Source organism: Exiguobacterium sp. UBA6282 (assembly GCF_002440475.1).
GTDB lineage: Bacteria > Bacillota > Bacilli > Exiguobacteriales > Exiguobacteriaceae > Exiguobacterium_A.
This window is the reverse complement of sequence record NZ_DJUM01000014.1, coordinates 5366-23953: the sequence shown is the minus strand read 5'-3', so window position 1 is coordinate 23953 and position 18588 is coordinate 5366. Positions and strand designations below refer to the sequence as shown.

Below are 18588 nucleotides of genomic sequence, written 5' to 3'. Positions count from 1 at the left end.
TGAAGTCACGCTTCGGGATTCTCAAGCAAGGGGAGATGAAGCGGCAGGCAGAACGTGAACTCGCCGAATTGAACGTCTTCATGGACGTCGATCAACTCGCTCGGACGTTATCGGTCGGTCAGCAACAGATGATCGAGATCGCAAAAGCTTTGATGACGGACGCGAAGGTCATCATCATGGATGAACCGACAGCCGCACTGACAGAGCGGGAAATTCGCGCCTTGTTCAGCGTCGCGACGGCACTGCGCAATCAAGGTGTTTCGATCGTTTATATCTCGCACCGGATGGAGGAAATCTTTGAGCTTTGTGACCGGATCACCGTTTTACGGGACGGGATCTCCGTCTCGACGCACGCGATTCCCGAGACATCGTTCGAACAGATCGTCCGAGAGATGGTCGGTCGTGAGATGGGCGAAAGGTATCCGGACCGTGATGTGTCGATCGGTGAGACCGTCCTTGAGGTCAAACAGGCGAGCGGGAAACGGTTTGACGATGTCTCGTTCTCCGTCAAGGCGGGTGAAATCATCGGCTTCTCAGGTTTGATGGGCGCTGGGCGGACGGAAGTCATGCGCGGGCTGTTCGGGGTCGATCGCCTGAAAGAGGGAACGATTGAACTGAACGGACAGTTGCTGAAAATCAAGACACCATACGATGCGATTCGCCAAGGAATCGGCTTTTTGACCGAAGACCGCAAAGGCGAAGGCTTGTTCCTCGACTTTTCACTGCGCGAGAACATCTCACTGCCAACGATTCGTTCGTTATCCCGGTCTGGTGTCATCAAGGATCAGGCAGAACGCGATTTCGCGGAAGGATATTTGAAGTCACTTTCGGTCCGGCACAGCTCGATGGACCAGCCGGCGAAGTCATTGTCCGGTGGGAACCAACAAAAGGTCGTCCTCGCGAAATGGCTCGGGACACAACCGGAAGTCTTGATCCTCGACGAACCGACACGTGGTGTCGACGTCGGGGCGAAGAAAGAGATTTATCTCATCATGAACGAACTCGCTGCGGCGGGTGTCGCGATCATCATGGTCAGCTCGGACCTCCCGGAGATTCTCGGGATGAGCGACCGGGTCTACGTCATGCGCGAAGGCAAGATGAGCGGCATGTTGACACGACAGGAAGCGACGCAAGAAAGCATCATGACACTTGCGACAGGAGGACAATGATATGGAATTGATGCAAGGCAAGGTAACGGAAGCAAAACCGAGACGTCTTGGGATCGGACAAAAGCTTGGACCACTCGCAGGATTGTTCGCGATCGTCCTCGTCGTCTCGATCATGGAACCGGACTTTTTAACACTGAATAATCTATTTAACATCTTACGGCAAGTCTCGATCAATGCCTTGATTGCCTTCGGGATGACGTTCGTCATTCTGACAGGTGGGATTGATTTATCAGTTGGCTCGATTCTCGCCCTCTCGTCCGCCTTCGTCGCGGGTCTGATGACGGACGGAACNNACACTTGCGACGATGACGATCTTCCGCGGATTGACGCTCGTCTATACGGACGGGAAACCAATCACTGGTCTGAGCCAAGGTGGCTGGTTCGAACTGTTCGGACGCGGCTACTTCTGGATCTTCCCAGTACCGGTTCTAACGATGTTGATCGCCTTCGCGGTTCTCTACTTCATCTTGAAGAAGACGACGTTCGGTCGCTATACGTATGCGATTGGTGGTAACGAAGAAGCAGCAAAGTTGATGGGGATTCAAGTCAATAAAGTCAAAATCATGATTTACTCCCTCTCAGGGTTGATGGCGGCACTTGCCGGAATCATCCTGACGTCTCGTCTGAACTCGGCACAGCCGACGGCGGGGACATCGTACGAACTCGACGCCATCGCAGCGGTCGTCCTTGGTGGGACGAGCCTCTCAGGTGGTCGTGGCTGGATTGTCGGTACCTTGATCGGTGCCTTGATCATCGGAACACTGAACAACGGACTTAACTTGCTTGGTGTCTCCTCGTTCTTCCAACTCGTCGTCAAAGGTTTAGTCATTTTGTTCGCGGTACTCGCGGACCGGAAACAAGCAGCATAACCCACACTCAAAAAGGAGGATTTACAGATGAAAAAACTACTTGCAGTCGTCATGATGGCATTAATGGTCTTCGCAGCCGCCTGTTCGACGGAACAACCGGGCAGCAGCAACGGTGATACGAAGAAAAAGACGAAGGACTTCAAGATTGGTCTTTCGATTTCAACCCTCAACAACCCATTCTTCGTCTCGTTAAAAGAAGGGGCAGAACAAGAAGCCAAAGCACAAGGCGCAACGCTTCAAGTCGCCGATGCACAAGATGATGCGGCAAAACAAGCAAGCGATATCGAAGACATGGTTCAAAAGAAAGTCGATCTCATTTTGATCAACCCAACGGATTCAGCAGCAGTTGGTGCAGCCGTCCAAACAGCTAACGATGCGAACATCCCAGTCATCACAGTTGACCGCAATGCAGAAGCAGGCGACGTCGTCGCACACATCGCGTCGGATAACGTCGCTGGTGGGAAACAAGCAGGTGAGTTCATGATCAAACTCGTCGGCGACAAAGCAAAAGTCGTGGAGCTTGAAGGGATTCCAGGAGCATCCGCAACTCGTGACCGTGGTAAAGGATTCCATGAAGCAGTCGATGGTAAACTTGACGTCGTCGCAAAACAAGCAGCAAACTTCGACCGGGCAAAAGGATTGTCGGTCATGGAGAACATCCTTCAAAACAACAAAGACATCAAAGCCGTCTTCGCTCACAATGATGAAATGGCTCTCGGTGCGGTCGAAGCGTTAAAAGCAGCGGGTCTGAACGATGTCAAAGTCATCGGCTTCGATGCAACGGATGATGCCGTCAAAGCCGTCAAAGACGGAAAAATGGCAGGAACGATCGCTCAAAAACCGACTGAGATCGGAAAAATGGGTGTCGAGACAGCAATCAAGCACCTAAAAGGCGACAAAGTCGAGAAGAACATCCCAGTTGATCTCGAATTGATCAAACAATAAGGAGATAAGACACCTGAGTCAATGATTCAGGTGTCTCTTTTCGTCAGGCAGGAAAAAGTTCCTAAATCTATTCCTTGTTCCCGTACTTGTTTTTCTCTATAATGAAAGAAGCGTATATTACTGAAGGAGGATCATCGATGATCATTCATAACGTGGCTCTTGTCGGCCTCATCGTCGTTTCCGTTCTTCTCATCATCGTCGTTCTATTGATGTCGGGTCGTACGACCGGACTCGGAGCATTGACGGGTGGAGCAGAACAATTATTTGGTCGCCAAAAAGCTCGTGGCTTGGATGCGGTCCTAAATCGTGTGGCGTCTATCTTAGGAGCATTACTCTTCATTTTGGCGTTACTCGTCGCTTTTTATAAGTGAGCATTGAAACGACAGCCGTATGATCGCGCTGTCGTTTTTTGTATTTCTCGATATTCATTTTTTCCGGATATGGGGTATAGAGTTAGAGGGGGAATCATTTTATGAAAATCACTTTACCAAAACCATTCTTTTTCGAAGCCGGCCCACGTGCCGTTTTACTATTACATGGATTCACAGGATCGAGCGCGGATGTCCGCATCCTCGGTCGCTATTTGCAAAAGCAGGGCTATACGTCCCTCGCACCACAATATAAAGGGCACGCTGCCCCACCCGAAGAGCTGACGAAGACCGGGCCAGCCGACTGGTGGCAGGATGTCCTTGCCGGATATCAGGAACTCGTCGATAAAGGCTATGACGAAATCGCCGTTTGTGGACTGTCGCTCGGTGGCGTCATGTCGTTGAAGTTATCGATGAACCGTCCGGTCAAAGCGGTCATCCCGATGTGTGCACCCGCCTACATCAAAAGTGAAGAAGTCATGTATGCAGGAGTCACCGAGTACGCACGAGAATTCAAGAAGCGAGAAGGCAAATCACAAGAAGAGATCGACCACGAGATGGCATCCTTCGAACCGATGCCGACCTTGAAGGACTTACAGGAACTGCTGCGCGAGACACGCGACTCGCTTGAGGACGTCTACGCACCGACGCTCGTCGTCCAAGCACGCAATGATCACATGATCAACACCGACTCCGCGAACATCATCCATGATGGAGTCAGTGCCTTCCAAAAAGAGCTGATCTGGTATGAGAACTCAGGTCACGTCATTACGCTCGACAAAGAAAAAGACCAGCTCCACTCTGACATCTTGGACTTCCTGGAGTCATTGAACTGGAGCAAGTAACTGGAGGTGTCACGTTGGAATTACGTGAACGAATACTAACGGTCATCACGACGGAAGAACGTCCGTTGTCGATTGATCAATTAACGAAAAAACTAGAACTAGCGGATACGGAAGCATTCAAGGAATTGATCCGGACGCTGAACGCGATGGAAGACGAAGCGCTGATCGCCCGGACACGCTCGAACAAGTACGGAACGCTCGCGCAAATCGGTCAAGTCGCAGGGAAGATTTCCGTCCACCAACGCGGTTTCGGTTTCGTCTCACCGGAAGACGGCTCAGAAGGCGATATCTTCTTACCAGCACCGGAACTGAAGAACGTCTATAACGGCGATCGTGTCCTCGTCAAAGTGTTTGCCGAGTCAAACGGCGGCGACCGTCGTGAAGGGAAGCTGCTCAAGATTCTCTCACGCGGACCAGCCGATTTCGTCGGGACGTTCGTCAGTCCAAAAGGACGGATCGAATCGATCGCTTACATCGAACCGGATGATACGAAGCTGACGTTCTTACCGGTCGTCGCAAACGATGATACGCTCGGTGCCGTCGATGGGCATAAAGTCCTCGCCCGGATCACGAAGTATCCAGACGGTCGCTACGCCGGAACGGCGAAAGTCTTAAAAATTATCGGTCACAAAAATGATCCAGGCGTCGACATCTTGTCGATCGTCCACAAGCACGGCATCAACGTCGACTTTTCACCGGAAGCGATCGCTGAGGCGAATGCTGTACCGGATCAAATCGATGAGAAGGATTTAGTCGGACGCGTTGATCTACGGAACGAATTGACGGTGACAATTGACGGAGCGGACGCAAAAGACCTCGATGATGCGGTTCACGTCAAAAAGTTAGCGAACGGCAACTTCGAGCTTGGTGTCCACATCGCCGACGTCTCGCATTACGTCAAAGAAGATTCGGCACTCGACGAAGAAGCGCGTGAGCGCGGAACGAGTGTTTATCTCGTCGACCGTGTCATCCCGATGATTCCGCACCGTCTATCGAACGGGATCTGTTCGCTCAATCCGCACGTCGATCGTTTGACGCTCAGCTGTATCATGGAAATCGATGCGAACGGTGCTGTCGTCAACCATGAAATCTTCCAGAGTGTCATCAAGACGACGGAACGGATGACGTACACGGACGTCCGGAAAATCATCGAACGCGAAGACGAGGAAGTGATCGCGAAGTACCAAGATCTCGTCGAGTACTTCGACAAGATGGCGGAACTCGCAGCAATCCTGCGCGAACGCCGCTCCCGTCGTGGGGCGATCAACTTTGACTTCCCAGAAGCGAAGGTCCTCGTCAACGAAGAAGGCAAGACGAGTGAGATCATCCTCCGGGAACGGTCGGTCGCCGAGAAGCTGATCGAAGAGTTCATGCTCGCAGCGAACGAAACGGTCGCCGAGCACATCCAGCGTCAAAAACTACCGTTCATGTACCGGATCCACGATGAGCCAAAAGCTGAACGTCTCGATACGTTCTTCAAGTTCATCGGTAACTTCGGCATCAACGTCGAACGCAAGGGTGAGTCAGTTGCACCGAAAACGTTGCAATCGATTCTGAACGCTGTTGAAGGCGAGCCGGAAGAAGCCGTCGTCAGTACAGTTATGCTCCGATCGCTCCAACAAGCGAAATACGACATCGAACCGATTGGTCACTTCGGTCTGTCGACGGACTACTACACGCACTTCACGTCGCCGATCCGCCGGTACCCAGACTTAATGGTCCACCGTCTGCTCCGTGAATACGTCATCTACAATGACAAATCGCAAAAGACGCAAGACCGTTACTCGGAAATCTTACCTGAGATCGCTGATCACTCGTCGAAACGCGAGCGTCGTGCGGTTGATGCGGAGCGGGAAACGAACGCGTTGAAGAAAGCCGAGTATATGGAGCAACACATCGGTGAGACGTTTGAAGGCGTCGTCAGTGGTGTGACGAACTTCGGAATGTTCGTCGAATTGCCGAACACGATCGAAGGACTCGTCCACATTCAAGCGATGACGGATGACTTCTACCGTTACGATGAAGCAAACTATCAGCTGATCGGTGAGCGGACGAAGCAGCAGTTCCGGATCGGTGACGTCGTTGAGATCAAGGTCACGAACGTCAACATCGATGAACGGACGATCGACTTCAGCGTCGTCGGAATGCCAGAACGGCAACCGAAGAAGCGGTTCGAGTCGAAGACGATCCGTTCAAGCGGTGGACGTCCGGGACAAAAGCGCGACGACAAGAAGAAAGATGATCGTCGTGGCAAGAAACGGTCAGGTAAGAGCGACCAAAGCAAAGGAAAAGGATTCTCGTTAAAGAATAAGAAAGATAAACCGCCGTTCCATAAGGCGGTCTCGAATAAGAAACGGAAGCGCAAATAAGCGCTTCCGCATCGGAAATGTGGTGAACGAACATGCCAAAGGGAACAGATTCGAAAGTCTTAGCGAACAACAAACGGGCCTCGTTCGATTATGCGATCGAGGATACGATTGAAGCCGGTCTCGTCTTGACGGGAACGGAGATCAAATCGGTCCGTAAAGGAAAGATCAGTATCGGTGATGCATTCGTCCGGTTCGACGGGGGAGAAGCGATTCTCTGGAATTCGAACATCGCCCACTTCGAACAGGGGAACCGCTACAACCATGAACAGCTCCGCCCACGGAAGCTGTTGCTGCACAAGAAACAGATTGCGAACTTGATTGGTGCGGTCTCACGCGACGGTTATACGATCGTGCCGCTGAAGGTCTACATCAAGAACGGATATGCGAAATGCTTGATCGGACTCGGACGCGGGAAGAAGAAATTCGATAAACGCGATGATTTGAAGAAGAAGGATGCGAAGCGTGATATTGAACGAGCATTACGCGATAAGCAAAAGTATTGAACCCGTAACACTTTTCTGCTAGAATATTAATATTCGGAAAGCCCCAATTTATTATCTTGGGGACGTTACGGATTCGACGGGGGTAGTTCGGTCTTCTGTGGCGTGTCGAGGGGTCGGCCTCGTTAAAACGCACCAGCCATAACTGGCAAAACTAACACACAACTCGCAGCAGCGTAATAGCAACTGCGGATCCTAGCAGCTGTCGCCTGGTCGGCTGATTTCTAGGGTCTCACTTTAAACAGGCTACGCTTGGACCCTTCCGTCTGGAGGGAAAGAGAAGAGATGGAATCAGACTGGTCGGACGGACGCCTGTCAATTGGCAGCCTGACGACGAGATCCCAATAAATTGACTACACACGTAGAAGCTTAAGTATACGATGCCTTCGGACGTGGGTTCGACTCCCACCGTCTCCATACCCTGAAATCTTAAGGATTTCAAAAGTGTCACATCCTGTAAAGTAAATGGATGTGGCACTTTTTTTCGATATAAATTTATATATGATTAATGGAAATAAAAGGAGAAATTAATGCGTACATATTCTAGTAATTCACAATTTGAGATAACATTTAATTTAGAAATTAATAAGATAATCTTTCATGATTTATTCATTACTCTATCTAATACGGATTTTGAAAAAAGATTCTTTAGTTTTCAAATTAAACAAATGCAATTTATCTTCAAAGAAATCGAAAAAGAGTTATCTATAAAAAATGTATTTAATTTTTTGGAATTAAATACAAATGTAAGAAGTCAATTACTGGAGCAAATATTCATAGAAGCAGGGAAATCACTTTTAACTTTTCCATTCGAGTCTATTAATAAAAATGAAGACTTTTCTTCTACATTAAATCTTTATGAAAAAAAATTAATAGAATTTAATGCGTTAGCCGGAAAAGTCAACGTGAATGATGAATTTTCTTTTACTTTTTTAGAAAATCAATTTAAAAAATTTAGAAGTGATATTTATACTAATTTATTTTTTGATAAAACAATAATTTATCTGAATCATTTCAATAATGAGGAAAGACTATCTTTGATCTGCAAGTTCTTTAAATCAATTTTCAGGGATATGCTTCAAATCAAATTAACAGATGATATTATTGAGAAAAATGAAAGCATAATTGAGTTTAATAAGATTTGTATAAAAATAGATAATCAAAATGACATGACAGATAAAATAATCAATATAGTTAAAGAATTAAATTTTGTATTTAAAATGGATATCGACGCTTATATAATTCTGAACAAAGAAAGATTGACTATAGATTTATTCTCTATAATTTCTGAAGTTACAAAATTGAACGTTTTAGAAGAGATGAATATATATTTTTCGAAAAAAAATAGTTGTGATTATACTGAACTATTTATAGAGAATCTTTTGTATAAAGATTACACTTTTCAATGGTTTGTTCCTTGCCATATAGGTTATATAGAAAGTTCAATAATCACAGAAGAATTTAGTGTCTTGAAAAAAGAGGTTGTACTTAAAAAGATTAAGGAGTTATCCCAAAAAGTAAATGTTAAAAATATTATTCTAGATAATGATAATTTATATTATTTTAATTGTAATACTACAAGTAATAATTTAGATTTAGAATATTCTAAAATAGGAGTAAAAAACAAAATGTCTGAATTAATAGATATTATATATTTCCAAGAGAATATTCCGTTCAAAACTTCCTTTAATTGGAATGAGGCATTCTGTATAATTATAGATGAAAATAAAAAATATAGTATTGCAACAAATGGTTTTAAGAAAAAATACAGATATCCTTTAGATAATAGTGAAACTTTAGGAAAAATTGATTTTTATAAAAATATTCAGAAACTAAAATCAGATTTAATAGAAAATGATTTATTACACAGATTCTTTTATTCTTTAAATCTATACAAAGAGTCTTTAATATTAGAGAATGTAGAAGATAAAATATTGAAATTGTGGAATATTTTAGAGGTTATTACTAAGCAAGATAAAATCGGAAAAATCGTTGAGTATTCAGCATATTTTCCTGCTACTTATTCCAACATAATAGCCTCAAAAGAAGAAATTAAAGCAATGACTGAAATTGAAAAGTCTGAATTTTTTAGTGCGATATATTCAAACTATAAAGAGATAATTTATGACATTGGAAGTTTGAGAAATGAATTTATTGCACATAAAAATAGAGGGAAAATAGTACAAGAACATAGATACGAAAGAAGTTTGGAGTTGTTACATGATATTGTGAAAAAAATACATTTCTCAATTCTACAATATTTATGTAATCATAAAAGTATAGATAGTATGAATAGTATTAAAACAGTAATTACAGATATTAAGAGTGTGTATTTAATTTCAAACAAGTAAGTAGAAAAGGAGCTAAAACCTATGATACGACGTGCCACGCTGATGGACGGGAAAACCTTATCGGACTTGATGCGACGCATTGATCGGGAAACGAAATATATGTTGTATGAGCCGGAGGAACGCGTCCTGTCAACGGAACAGGCGGAGGCGTTCATCGAGAAGTTCGGTCAGGCTGCGAACTCGGATATCTTTGTCGTGGATGTCGACGAGCAACTCGTTGGGTATGTTCTCGTCGTTGGTGGTGAGCCGAGTCGGATTCGTCACCGGGCGAACCTAGTCATCGGATTGCTCGATGCCTATACGGGTCGTGGACTCGGTGTAGGTCTACTTGAAGCGGTGGATGCCTTTGCCATTGAAGCAGGACTCGTCCGACTCGAGTTGACGGTTCGCAAGGATAACTTGCGGGCAATCGAGCTCTATCATAAGTTTGGCTTTAACATTGAAGGAACACGCATTGCATCACTCTTCATCGATGGCGAATACGTAGATGAACTGGCGATGTCGAAAATCTATACGACAGAAGAATCCTAAAAAAAGATGCTCCGTGGGCTTATCTCTGAATAGAGACGAGACCATGAGCATCTTTTTTATGGTGATATCTTTTGTTGTTCGAAGTCAATCTCCAAGACGTTTTTCGCATAATCTTTTCCCCAGTCATACATCGCATCTAAAATCGGCATTAAGCTATGACCGTGTGGCGTCAACGAATATTCGACCTTCGGTGGTACGACCGGGTAGACTTCCCGGTGAATGATGTGGTGATCTTCAAGTTCCCGCAGTTGATTGACAAGCATCCGTTGCGTGATCCCGGGCATCAGACTTTTCAGTTCCCCGAAGCGTTTTGTTCCTTCCTTGCCTAAGTGCCAAAGAATGAGCATCTTCCATTTCCCCCCGATGATCGAGAGGGTCAATTCCTTCTCACAGTTAAACTGACGGTCTTCAAAATGTGGCATCGTTCCACCTCCTGCTCCAGTATAGTCTTTCTTCCGGTCGACAGTATACTTTACCGCACTATGTATGAAAAACCGCACTATGTAAATTAAAAGTGCGTACTTCTCAAGAATGCTCCTGCGGATTATATTTAGTCCTGTTCCTTCTTGAATGTCTGAAGGAAGTGTCAGGTACGACAATACAGAGAAGAATGGGAGAGATACAAAATGAAATTACAACTCGCCATCGATTTAGTCGATACAGCAGGTGCAATCGCTTTAGTCAAAGAAATCGGGGAAGACAATTTAGACATCGTTGAGATCGGCACACCGGTCGTCATCAACGAAGGGCTCCGCGCCGTTAAAGAAATGAAAGCCGCGTTCCCGAACTTAACGGTCCTCGCTGACTTGAAGATCATGGACGCTGCCGGCTACGAAGTCAGCCAAGCGGTCGCACACGGCGCTGACATCGTGACGATCCTTGGTGCGGCGGAAGACATGTCAATTAAAGGGGCAGTCGAAGAAGCGAAAAAATCAGGCAAACAGATTCTCGTCGACATGATTGCCGTGAAAGATATCGCAACACGTGCGAAAGAACTCGATGCGTTAGGCGTCGACTACATCTGTGTCCACACAGGTTACGATCTCCAAGCAGTCGGTCAAAACTCGTTCGAGGATCTCGCGACAATCAAATCGGTTGTGACAAACGCAAAAACAGCTGTTGCGGGTGGTATCAAGATGGAGACGTTACCGGAAGTCATCGCGGCACGTCCTGATTTGATCATCGTCGGTGGTGGGATCACGGGACAAGACGATAAACAAGAGACAGCGTCAACGATGCACCGGATGCTGCAAGAGGCGTAAATGACACATATCCAAACGATTATCAAAGAACTGACATCGACGGTCGAAGCGATCGATGAGACGGAGACGAAAGAACTGGCAGACGCTGTGCTTCAAGCGAACCGAATCTTTCTCGCAGGAGCCGGTCGCTCCGGCTTGATGGGGAAAGCGTTCGTCATGCGGCTGATGCACATGGGACTCGACGCGTATGTCGTCGGCGAGACGGTCACGGCGAATTTACGCGAGGGTGACGTGTTAATCGTCGGTTCCGGATCGGGTGAGACGAAAACATTGGTTCCAATCGTCGAGAAAGCACAGCAACTCGGTGGAACGGTTGCCGTCGTCACGATCAATCCGACGTCAACGTTAGCGCGATTAGCCGACTTGGTCGTCCAATTGCCTGGAGTTCCAAAAGACCATACGGCATCAGCGGACGAGACGGTTCAACCGATGGGATCGTTGTTCGAACAGACGATGTTGTTGTTCTATGATGCCTTGATTCTGCAGATCATGGAAGAGAAGCAACTCGATTCGCAAACGATGTATGGGAAGCATGCCAACTTAGAATAGCAAAACCGAAAGACCGATAGACGTATGCGATACGTTTACCGGTCTTTTTTGACTTGATTTTCAATAAAACATTTCCTGTTTGTGCGAATTTGTTCAGATACTAGCAGGAACCGACCTGCCATACTAAAAGAAGTAAAGGGATGGTAGGAGGGGAAGGAATGCGTTCTATGAAGTCGATGACAACTGTCGTATTGATCAGTAGTTGCGTCTTATCGGGATGTGCAACGGAGACAAAAGATCATGCTGTAAAACCATCTGCAGAAGTTGCATCCGTGAAACCAACTAAAGGACAAGATGAAATCGAAGAAATTTTAATTAAAGAGCCCTCCGTCGATGCAGATACACCAGGCAAAGCGAGCGTCGAGCAAATACAGCTGACCTATAAAAACGGACAAACCGCCGTACCGACTAATGATGATATCTTGTCGGAAGCGATTCTTGGTCAAAAAGCGATAGTCACGCTGCAGTCTCCGGAAGGACCACATCATTACATCGTTTTGTTTTATGAACAGTCTGATCGCTGGATATTAACTGGTGTTCTTCCTGCGACAGGACCTGTTACAACGGAACGCTCGGAATCACGTGGCTTGAAGCTCCCATTTTCGACATTCACAACGAACGAAATGAGTTGGAGTGATGCGGAAGACGCGCCAATCACATGGACGTTTGCTGGAAAAGAATCAATCCTTACGGTTTCGAAGCTCCCGCAGCAACCGATTGACAGCAAACCGTCGGAGGTCGTGACATTGGCGAATGGAATAGAAGCTTACGTCCATGAGACGAAACGAGAAGCTAGCTTGTTTTATCAAGACGGCGAACAGACGGTTTTGTTAGCCGGTAATGTATCAGTTGATCGCCTTAAAATACTTGCGGCATCATTGCCACCCGTCACGTCAGGATCGTTTCCGTATAGCGAAACAGAATAAAAAAGATCGCACGCTTTACACAACTCCTGTCAGAGTAAGTGAAGCGCGCGATCTTTTATCTATTTACGTTCTTACCATTTGAAATCAAAATCAGCACCGACATCTTTTGCGAGATGGGCATCTGATCCATAGACGAGCGGAATCGATAACGACTGCGTGACTTGCAAGAGTTCCGGGTAAGGATAGGAAAGACCACATAACGGCTTCCGGAGTCCTGCCGTGTTGACGTCGAGTGTGAAGTTCGCCTGACGGATCTTCCGTAACGTGTCGTCGAGGTTCGTTGGGTTCGACTCAAGCGGATAGGCTTGGATGAATTTCGTCGGTAACGTTAAGTGACCGAGGCGCTTCGGCTGGTGTGCACCGAGGTCCGTCATGACGAGGGCTTGGATGCCTTCATAATAGCGTTCGTGTACCGCCGTGACGCTTCCGAGTTTCGTGACGATCTCACCGAAGCTTTCCTTGCTGAAGTCGACGCCGTAATATTGCTCATCGATGTATAAGTAATGCAGTGAGAGAATGCCGTCGGTTAAGACGTCAGCGTAGCGGGCAATGATGTCACGCGTACCGTCGACATGCCCTTCCCAGTAGTCGAACTCCATCCCGATCCGGATATCAATCTGATTCTTGTATGTCTCGCGGAGTTGCGTCAATTCCTTCAGGTAGGCATCGGCTGTCGCGAACGACATTCCGGAATCGTTATCTGGCGCAGGATCCGTCACACCTTCAGGTAAAGGGGCATGTTCCGTGAAGCTGATCCGTTCTAAGCCTTGCTCTAAGGCACGCTCGATGTAGGCTTCAAGTGGATCCTTCGTACCGTGTGGACAATATGGACTGTGGACGTGACCGTCCCATTTCAATAATTGCATGAGTAACCCTCCGATTTTTTAGAATTGGCAAGCAAAGCGATTGACAATGTGCCCCAAACGCGGTATCTTATCGTTAAATAATTTAGCGTGGTACAGTGATAATAAGATAAAGGAGTGGGAGTATGCAATCATTTTCTACGATTCGACTCAAGGATGGAGCGACGGACTATGTCGGTGCCTCGGCAACGCGGCTCCAGCAGGTCATCCGTCAGCTCGAAGATGGACTCGAACAATCTAACTATACCCGATTAATCACCCCCTTAATTGAGGAAATCGGTGGACGGGAACAGATTCGGATGGATTTTACGACTAGTGTCGCACGTGCACTCAGCGAACGCGGTCGCGAACAATATAAACGTGTCTTCTACAGTGGCTCCGTCTTTCAACCGGAAGAGAAGTTCCAGGTCGGATTCGAGGAACGGGGACAAATCGCAGAAGTCGAAGCAATCCAACTCGCGGTCCGACTCGTCGAGGAACTGACAGGAAAAGAAGTCACCCTCTCAATTGGTGATGCTGGTCTAATCGAGCATTTGATCGAGACACGTGTCGGTGATCACCACTTACGCGACCAAGTGACGCAGATGCTCCGTTTACGTAACGTCATCGAACTGAAGCGGATCGCGGGTCAACTGGATGATGCTTTACTCGCGAAACTTCCTTTATTATTCGGACGCGAAGGAGCAGAGACGATCTTACCGTACGTTGACGAAACACGACTCAATGCCGTGCTTGATCTCGCGGAAGCCGTCAATGCCGATCTCGACTTCGGTCAAATGGGCTTACAGACGTACTATGACGGGATCACGGTCCACGGTTTCATCGAAGGTGTGACGGAACCCGTCCTCGTCGGTGGACGCTACGACCGGCTCTATGAACAATTCGGACAAGAACAACAGGCGTTCGGCATCGGATTCTCGGTCGAACGGTTGGCGGAGGTGCTCTAAATGCGAATCGGAATTACGAAAGGACGGCTGTCGAAAGCGACAGAACGTTATCTGAAAGAAGCTGGCGTCGAGACATGGGGAGCCATTGAACGCGAACTAATCGTCAAACGGGGCGAGCACGAATTCGTCTTCATGAAAGGATCGGATTTGATCCCGTATGTTGCCCAAGGCGTTCTCGATGTCGCGATCACCGGCAGTGATATCCTACTGGAATCGGATCAAGAACTATCGGAACTCGCAGAATTACCGTTCGGTGTCTGCCGGATGTCCGTCTGTGCAAAGGAACCGTTGCAATTCGAAGGCGGACGCCGCGTCCGGATCGCGACGAAGTATCCGGTCATCGCAAAACGCTACTTCAGCGAACTCGGTGTCGACGTCGACATCGTACCGTTGAACGGATCCGTTGAACTAGCACCGTTACTTGGTCTTGCTGACGCAATCGTCGATATCGTCGAGACAGGTGAGACGTTACGGGCGAACGGACTAAATGAATACGAAAAAATCATCGATATCAGCGCTCGATTCTTTACGAGCGAATGGACGTTAAAACGGAAGCGGGTGGAAGTCATCCGCTTGCTCGAGCAATTGACAGAAGGAGTGACACGATCATGACACCGACAAAACCTTTCAGCATCGATCGCGACACGGAGCTCGCGGTCCGCGCGATTCTCGAACGCGTCGCAACAGACGGTGACGCTGCTGTCCGCGATTATACGAACCAATTCGATCAGGTCGATCTTGAAGATTTCCGCCTCAGTGAAACACGGATCGCGCAAGCGTTTGAACAGGCAGACGCCAATTTGATCGACTCGTTGAAGTTGATGGCGACACGACTCGTCGAGTGGCACGAGCAGGAACTTCCGTCTGACATCGAACTCGTCGAAGCAGACGTGACACGACGTCAACGTTTCGTTCCCGTCGATTCGGTCGGGATCTACGTACCGGGTGGTGCAGCAAGTTATCCGTCGACCGTCTTGATGAACGCCATTCCAGCGAAAGTTGCCGGTGTCGAACGTGTCGTCATGGTGACGCCAATGACGAACTTAAGTGACGAGGTTCTCGTTGCGGCACGGATCGCTGGTGTGACAGAAATCTATACGATCGGTGGAGCGCAAGCGGTCGCCGCGCTGACATTTGGAACAGAAAGTATCCAAGCCGTTGACTTGATCGTCGGACCCGGAAACCGCTTCGTTGCTGAAGCAAAACGCCAAGTCTACGGGATTGTTGGCATCGACTCGGTTGCCGGTCCATCGGAAGTTGTCGTCATCGCGGACGAAACAGCGCATCCGGACCGGATTGCAGCCGACCTCCTTGCGCAAGCCGAACACGACCGTGACGCTGTCGCGATCGCCTTCGTGCCAACGGAAGAGATGAAACAAGCGGTGGATGCAGAAATCGAGCGGCGCTTACAGCAATTGCCGCGTCAAGAGATTGCCCGTCGTGCGATGGAAAACGGTGGCGTCTTCGTTGCTCCACTCGAAACAGCAATCGAAGAAGCGAACCGTCTCGCAGCGGAACACTTGGAACTTGCCGTTGCCAATCCGCAAGAGGTCGTCAAGTCGATCCGTCACGCTGGGATGATCTTCCTCGGTCACGAGACACCGGAAACGCTCGGCGATTACGTCGCTGGAACGAACCACGTCTTACCGACATCCGGCACAGCTCGTTTTGCGTCTGGATTATCAGCGCGGACGTTCCTGCGTCACCAGACGATGCTCGAAGCAACACGCGCAGGCGTACAACGTCTCGCGAACGCAGCGAAGACCGTTGCCCGGGTCGAAGGACTCGAAGCACACGCACAAGCCATCGAAGTGAGGGAAGACTAATGCGATTACACCAAAACGAACGATTCACGACCCACAGTCCAGTCGGGATCGAAGCGATCCAGGAATTGATCGCAACGTTCCCTTTAAATGAATATCCTGTCGAGATCATCGATCAAGTCAAGGCGTCGTACGCGACGTATGCCGGTGTCCGTCCGACGCAACTCGTCGCCGGGAACGGCTCGGACGAGTTGATCGGCTACTTATGTGCCCGCTACGGCGGACCCGGGATGCCAGTCATCGCCTCGGAACCGGACTTCGTCATGTACCAGTTCTACGCTGACCGGGCACGGGCACCGTTCGAACGCGTACCGCTACTCGACGAGATGGCGCTTGACGTCGAGGGATTGATCGCAGCACCGGGGGAGATCATCTTCTTGAGTCACCCGCACAATCCGTCCGGTGTCCTTCGCAAGGAAGCAGACATCCGTCGCTTGCTCGACAGTGGCAAATACGTCGTCATTGATGAGGCGTATATCGACTTCGCGCTCGAACAGTCGATGCTTCATCTACTCGAGGAATATCCGAAAGCGATCATCTTACGGACGCTCTCGAAAGCGTTCGGACTCGCATCACTTCGACTCGGATTCGTCATCGCGAGCGAACAAATCATTGAAGAAATCGAACAGATTAAATCACCGTATAACGTCTCTGGTCTATCGGCAGCTGTCGGCATCGCCATCATGGCAGAACCGGAACTCGATCGGGTCTTAGAGGAAACGTATGCGAGCCGTGAAGCAATTGAACGGATTCTCGCGCCAATCGGCAAGACGTATCCGAGTGCAGCGAACTTCGTCTATGTCGAGTATCCGGAAGCCGAACGCTTTACGCAGCGTTGTGCTGACGCCGGGTTACGGATTCGTTTGTTTGACCAAGCCTTCCGTGTCAGTTGTGGATCACCAGAAGCGATGCAAGTATTAGAAACGTGTGTAGAGGAGGAATTACGATGCGGCGTGGCGCAAGCGAACGAGTAAGTGCAGAATCAGACATCAAGGTTGAGGTCGATCTCGCAGGAGGTCCGGTTGAAATCAAGACCGGTGTCGGGTTCTTTGATCATATGTTGACGTTATTCGCCTTTCAGGCCCGGATCGGTCTGAAGGTGACAGCAAAAGGTGATACGTGGATCGATGCGCACCACACGGTCGAAGATACAGCGATCGTCCTCGGGGCAGCGTTGACGGAAGCGCTCGGCGATAAAGCCGGGATTGAACGCTACGGCGAATCGCGTGTACCGATGGATGAGACACTCGCGTCGGTCGTGCTCGATTTCAGCGGTCGTCCGTTCACGGTCTTCCGTGCTAGTTTCAAGAATCCGAAGCTCGGTGACTTTGATACGGAACTCGCAGAAGAGTTCTTCCAAGGCTTATCACGGAGTGCCCGGATGACGATTCATGCCGAAGTCTTATATGGCTCGAACACACACCACATGATCGAAGGGTTGTTCAAAGCACTCGGTCGAGCCGTCCGTCAGGCAGTCGCCGTGACGAGCGAAGGGGTACCGTCTACGAAAGGGTTGATTGATCAATGATAGCAATCGTCGATTATGGCGTCGGGAATATCGCGAATGTCGAGCGGGCGTTAAAGGAGCTCGGCGAAGCAGTCATCGTCACGAGTGACACGGAGTTGCTCGACCAAGCGGAAGCACTCGTCTTACCGGGTGTCGGTGCTTATGCACCGGCAATGGAGCGCTTGAAGGAAACGGGACTCGTCGACTTCTTAAAAGAACAAGCGGAAAAGAAACCGTTTCTTGGGATTTGCCTCGGGATGCAACTGCTCTTTGAATCGAGTGACGAAGATGGACTGACGGAAGGTCTCGGCATTTTACCGGGAACGATCGAAAAACTACCGAGCGACGTCCGCTTGCCGCACATGGGTTGGCACCAGCTGACGAACCACGGCGAAGCGGTCTATTTCGTCCACTCGTACGGCGCTGTTTGTGACCCAGAATGGATCGTCGACGCGGTTGAATACGGACGTCTTGTTCCAGCGATCGTTCAAAAAGGACAAGTCACCGGGATGCAGTTCCACCCAGAGAAGAGTGGCGAAGTCGGACTGAAACTACTGAAGGAATGGAGAGAGACGACATGCAACTCTACCCAGCAATCGATTTAATGAGCGGACAGGCCGTACGCCTGAAGCAAGGAGATTTTGACCAACAGACATTCTTCGGCGATGCGTTGACGATTGCGAAGCGCTTCAAGGAAGATGGGGCGACAGCGATCCACTTGATCGATCTTGATGGCGCGAAAGCCGGCGAACCGTTGCACTTGA

General features: G+C 48.7%; 20 protein-coding genes, 1 other RNA gene and 1 pseudogene. 20 read left to right on the top strand and 2 right to left on the bottom strand.

Annotated elements, in window-relative coordinates:
- From B2751_RS03810 to B2751_RS03765, 10 genes and pseudogenes are all read left to right on the top strand, one after another.
- Positions 1-1169, top strand: a 1169-nt coding sequence (locus B2751_RS03810) for a sugar ABC transporter ATP-binding protein (protein WP_290772975.1), incomplete at its 5' end; no start/stop codon positions are given.
- Position 1170: 1 nt separating this feature from the next.
- Positions 1171-2038 (top strand): annotated as a pseudogene (locus B2751_RS03805) (ABC transporter permease subunit).
- A 27-nt stretch (positions 2039-2065) separates the two neighbouring features.
- Positions 2066-2983: a ribose ABC transporter substrate-binding protein RbsB gene (gene rbsB / locus B2751_RS03800; RefSeq protein WP_290772973.1), complete on the top strand. Its 918-nt coding sequence runs from the start codon at positions 2066-2068 to the stop codon at positions 2981-2983.
- A 137-nt stretch (positions 2984-3120) separates the two neighbouring features.
- On the top strand, positions 3121-3354 hold the full coding sequence (secG, locus tag B2751_RS03795; protein ID WP_023469201.1) for a preprotein translocase subunit SecG: 234 nt from the start codon (positions 3121-3123) through the stop codon (positions 3352-3354).
- A gap of 101 nt (positions 3355-3455) precedes the next feature.
- The gene (locus B2751_RS03790; protein ID WP_023469200.1) at positions 3456-4196 is read left to right on the top strand and encodes an alpha/beta hydrolase; all 741 of its coding nucleotides are present in this window, start codon (positions 3456-3458) and stop codon (positions 4194-4196) included.
- A gap of 14 nt (positions 4197-4210) precedes the next feature.
- Positions 4211-6565 carry a ribonuclease R gene (gene rnr, locus B2751_RS03785; RefSeq protein ID WP_023469199.1) on the top strand — a complete coding sequence of 785 codons (2355 nt, stop codon included), beginning with the start codon at positions 4211-4213 and terminating at the stop codon, positions 6563-6565.
- A 32-nt stretch (positions 6566-6597) separates the two neighbouring features.
- A complete protein-coding gene (gene smpB, locus B2751_RS03780; RefSeq protein ID WP_023469198.1) occupies positions 6598-7068 on the top strand; it encodes an SsrA-binding protein SmpB in 471 nt (156 codons plus the stop codon).
- Positions 7069-7126: 58 nt separating this feature from the next.
- Positions 7127-7485, top strand: a transfer-messenger RNA (tmRNA) gene (gene ssrA / locus B2751_RS03775).
- 110 nt (positions 7486-7595) lie between these two features.
- Positions 7596-9416: a hypothetical protein gene (locus B2751_RS03770; protein WP_290772970.1), complete on the top strand. Its 1821-nt coding sequence runs from the start codon at positions 7596-7598 to the stop codon at positions 9414-9416.
- 21 nt (positions 9417-9437) lie between these two features.
- Positions 9438-9947: a GNAT family N-acetyltransferase gene (locus tag B2751_RS03765; protein ID WP_290772967.1), complete on the top strand. Its 510-nt coding sequence runs from the start codon at positions 9438-9440 to the stop codon at positions 9945-9947.
- A 56-nt stretch (positions 9948-10003) separates the two neighbouring features.
- On the opposite strand, the gene B2751_RS03760 is transcribed toward B2751_RS03765, so the two are convergent.
- Positions 10004-10369 (bottom strand): winged helix-turn-helix transcriptional regulator, encoded by a 366-nt coding sequence (locus tag B2751_RS03760; RefSeq protein WP_029342458.1) that lies wholly within the window; start codon positions 10367-10369, stop codon positions 10004-10006.
- Positions 10370-10573: 204 nt separating this feature from the next.
- Here B2751_RS03760 and hxlA point away from each other — a divergent pair, with 204 nt between their 5' ends.
- The 3 genes from hxlA (at position 10574) to B2751_RS03745 (ending at position 12684) form a co-directional block, all read left to right on the top strand.
- On the top strand, positions 10574-11209 hold the full coding sequence (gene hxlA / locus B2751_RS03755; RefSeq protein ID WP_023469194.1) for a 3-hexulose-6-phosphate synthase: 636 nt from the start codon (positions 10574-10576) through the stop codon (positions 11207-11209).
- Complete coding sequence (gene hxlB, locus B2751_RS03750) at positions 11210-11758, top strand: 6-phospho-3-hexuloisomerase (protein ID WP_290772962.1); 549 nt, start codon at positions 11210-11212, stop codon at positions 11756-11758.
- A gap of 158 nt (positions 11759-11916) precedes the next feature.
- On the top strand, positions 11917-12684 hold the full coding sequence (locus B2751_RS03745) for a hypothetical protein (protein WP_290772959.1): 768 nt from the start codon (positions 11917-11919) through the stop codon (positions 12682-12684).
- A gap of 71 nt (positions 12685-12755) precedes the next feature.
- Here the strand turns inward: B2751_RS03745 and hisJ are convergent, their stop codons facing one another.
- Positions 12756-13550: a histidinol-phosphatase HisJ gene (gene hisJ, locus B2751_RS03740; RefSeq protein WP_055968870.1), complete on the bottom strand. Its 795-nt coding sequence runs from the start codon at positions 13548-13550 to the stop codon at positions 12756-12758.
- Between the two features lie 122 nt (positions 13551-13672).
- On the opposite strand from hisJ, the gene B2751_RS03735 reads away from it, so the two are divergent.
- The 7 genes from B2751_RS03735 to B2751_RS03705 form a co-directional block, all read left to right on the top strand.
- Positions 13673-14494 carry an ATP phosphoribosyltransferase regulatory subunit gene (locus tag B2751_RS03735; RefSeq protein ID WP_214805352.1) on the top strand — a complete coding sequence of 274 codons (822 nt, stop codon included), beginning with the start codon at positions 13673-13675 and terminating at the stop codon, positions 14492-14494.
- A complete protein-coding gene (hisG, locus tag B2751_RS03730) occupies positions 14495-15106 on the top strand; it encodes an ATP phosphoribosyltransferase (RefSeq protein ID WP_023469189.1) in 612 nt (203 codons plus the stop codon).
- The gene (gene hisD, locus B2751_RS03725) at positions 15103-16320 is read left to right on the top strand and encodes a histidinol dehydrogenase (RefSeq protein WP_290772956.1); all 1218 of its coding nucleotides are present in this window, start codon (positions 15103-15105) and stop codon (positions 16318-16320) included. The genes hisG and hisD overlap by 4 nt, the downstream gene beginning before the upstream one ends.
- Positions 16320-17291 carry a pyridoxal phosphate-dependent aminotransferase gene (locus tag B2751_RS03720; protein ID WP_023469187.1) on the top strand — a complete coding sequence of 324 codons (972 nt, stop codon included), beginning with the start codon at positions 16320-16322 and terminating at the stop codon, positions 17289-17291. The genes hisD and B2751_RS03720 overlap by 1 nt, the downstream gene beginning before the upstream one ends.
- Positions 17264-17845: an imidazoleglycerol-phosphate dehydratase HisB gene (gene hisB / locus B2751_RS03715; RefSeq protein WP_035396348.1), complete on the top strand. Its 582-nt coding sequence runs from the start codon at positions 17264-17266 to the stop codon at positions 17843-17845. The genes B2751_RS03720 and hisB overlap by 28 nt, the downstream gene beginning before the upstream one ends.
- Positions 17842-18429, top strand: coding sequence for an imidazole glycerol phosphate synthase subunit HisH (gene hisH, locus B2751_RS03710; RefSeq protein ID WP_029342451.1), 588 nt, complete (start codon positions 17842-17844; stop codon positions 18427-18429). Before hisB ends, hisH begins: the two co-directional genes overlap by 4 nt.
- The coding region (locus tag B2751_RS03705; RefSeq protein WP_290772952.1) for a HisA/HisF-related TIM barrel protein at positions 18402-18588 on the top strand (187 nt) is incomplete at its 3' end. The genes hisH and B2751_RS03705, both read left to right, overlap by 28 nt.

Bases quoted from the DNA above. Each gene is read 5' to 3' on its own strand.
- rbsB (WP_290772973.1), top strand. From the start codon at position 2,066: ATGAAAAAACTACTTGCAGTCGTCATGATGGCATTAATGGTCTTCGCA.
- B2751_RS03760 (WP_029342458.1), bottom strand. From the start codon at position 10,369: ATGCCACATTTTGAAGACCGTCAGTTTAACTGTGAGAAGGAATTGACC.
- B2751_RS03720 (WP_023469187.1), top strand. From the start codon at position 16,320: ATGCGATTACACCAAAACGAACGATTCACGACCCACAGTCCAGTCGGG.
- B2751_RS03735 (WP_214805352.1), top strand. From the start codon at position 13,673: ATGCAATCATTTTCTACGATTCGACTCAAGGATGGAGCGACGGACTAT.
- B2751_RS03745 (WP_290772959.1), top strand. From the start codon at position 11,917: ATGCGTTCTATGAAGTCGATGACAACTGTCGTATTGATCAGTAGTTGC.
- hxlA (WP_023469194.1), top strand. From the start codon at position 10,574: ATGAAATTACAACTCGCCATCGATTTAGTCGATACAGCAGGTGCAATC.
- hisJ (WP_055968870.1), bottom strand. From the start codon at position 13,550: ATGCAATTATTGAAATGGGACGGTCACGTCCACAGTCCATATTGTCCA.
- hisH (WP_029342451.1), top strand. From the start codon at position 17,842: ATGATAGCAATCGTCGATTATGGCGTCGGGAATATCGCGAATGTCGAG.
- B2751_RS03790 (WP_023469200.1), top strand. From the start codon at position 3,456: ATGAAAATCACTTTACCAAAACCATTCTTTTTCGAAGCCGGCCCACGT.
- hxlB (WP_290772962.1), top strand. From the start codon at position 11,210: ATGACACATATCCAAACGATTATCAAAGAACTGACATCGACGGTCGAA.
- hisB (WP_035396348.1), top strand. From the start codon at position 17,264: ATGCGGCGTGGCGCAAGCGAACGAGTAAGTGCAGAATCAGACATCAAG.
- hisD (WP_290772956.1), top strand. From the start codon at position 15,103: ATGACACCGACAAAACCTTTCAGCATCGATCGCGACACGGAGCTCGCG.
- B2751_RS03770 (WP_290772970.1), top strand. From the start codon at position 7,596: ATGCGTACATATTCTAGTAATTCACAATTTGAGATAACATTTAATTTA.
- hisG (WP_023469189.1), top strand. From the start codon at position 14,495: ATGCGAATCGGAATTACGAAAGGACGGCTGTCGAAAGCGACAGAACGT.
- secG (WP_023469201.1), top strand. From the start codon at position 3,121: ATGATCATTCATAACGTGGCTCTTGTCGGCCTCATCGTCGTTTCCGTT.
- smpB (WP_023469198.1), top strand. From the start codon at position 6,598: ATGCCAAAGGGAACAGATTCGAAAGTCTTAGCGAACAACAAACGGGCC.
- B2751_RS03765 (WP_290772967.1), top strand. From the start codon at position 9,438: ATGATACGACGTGCCACGCTGATGGACGGGAAAACCTTATCGGACTTG.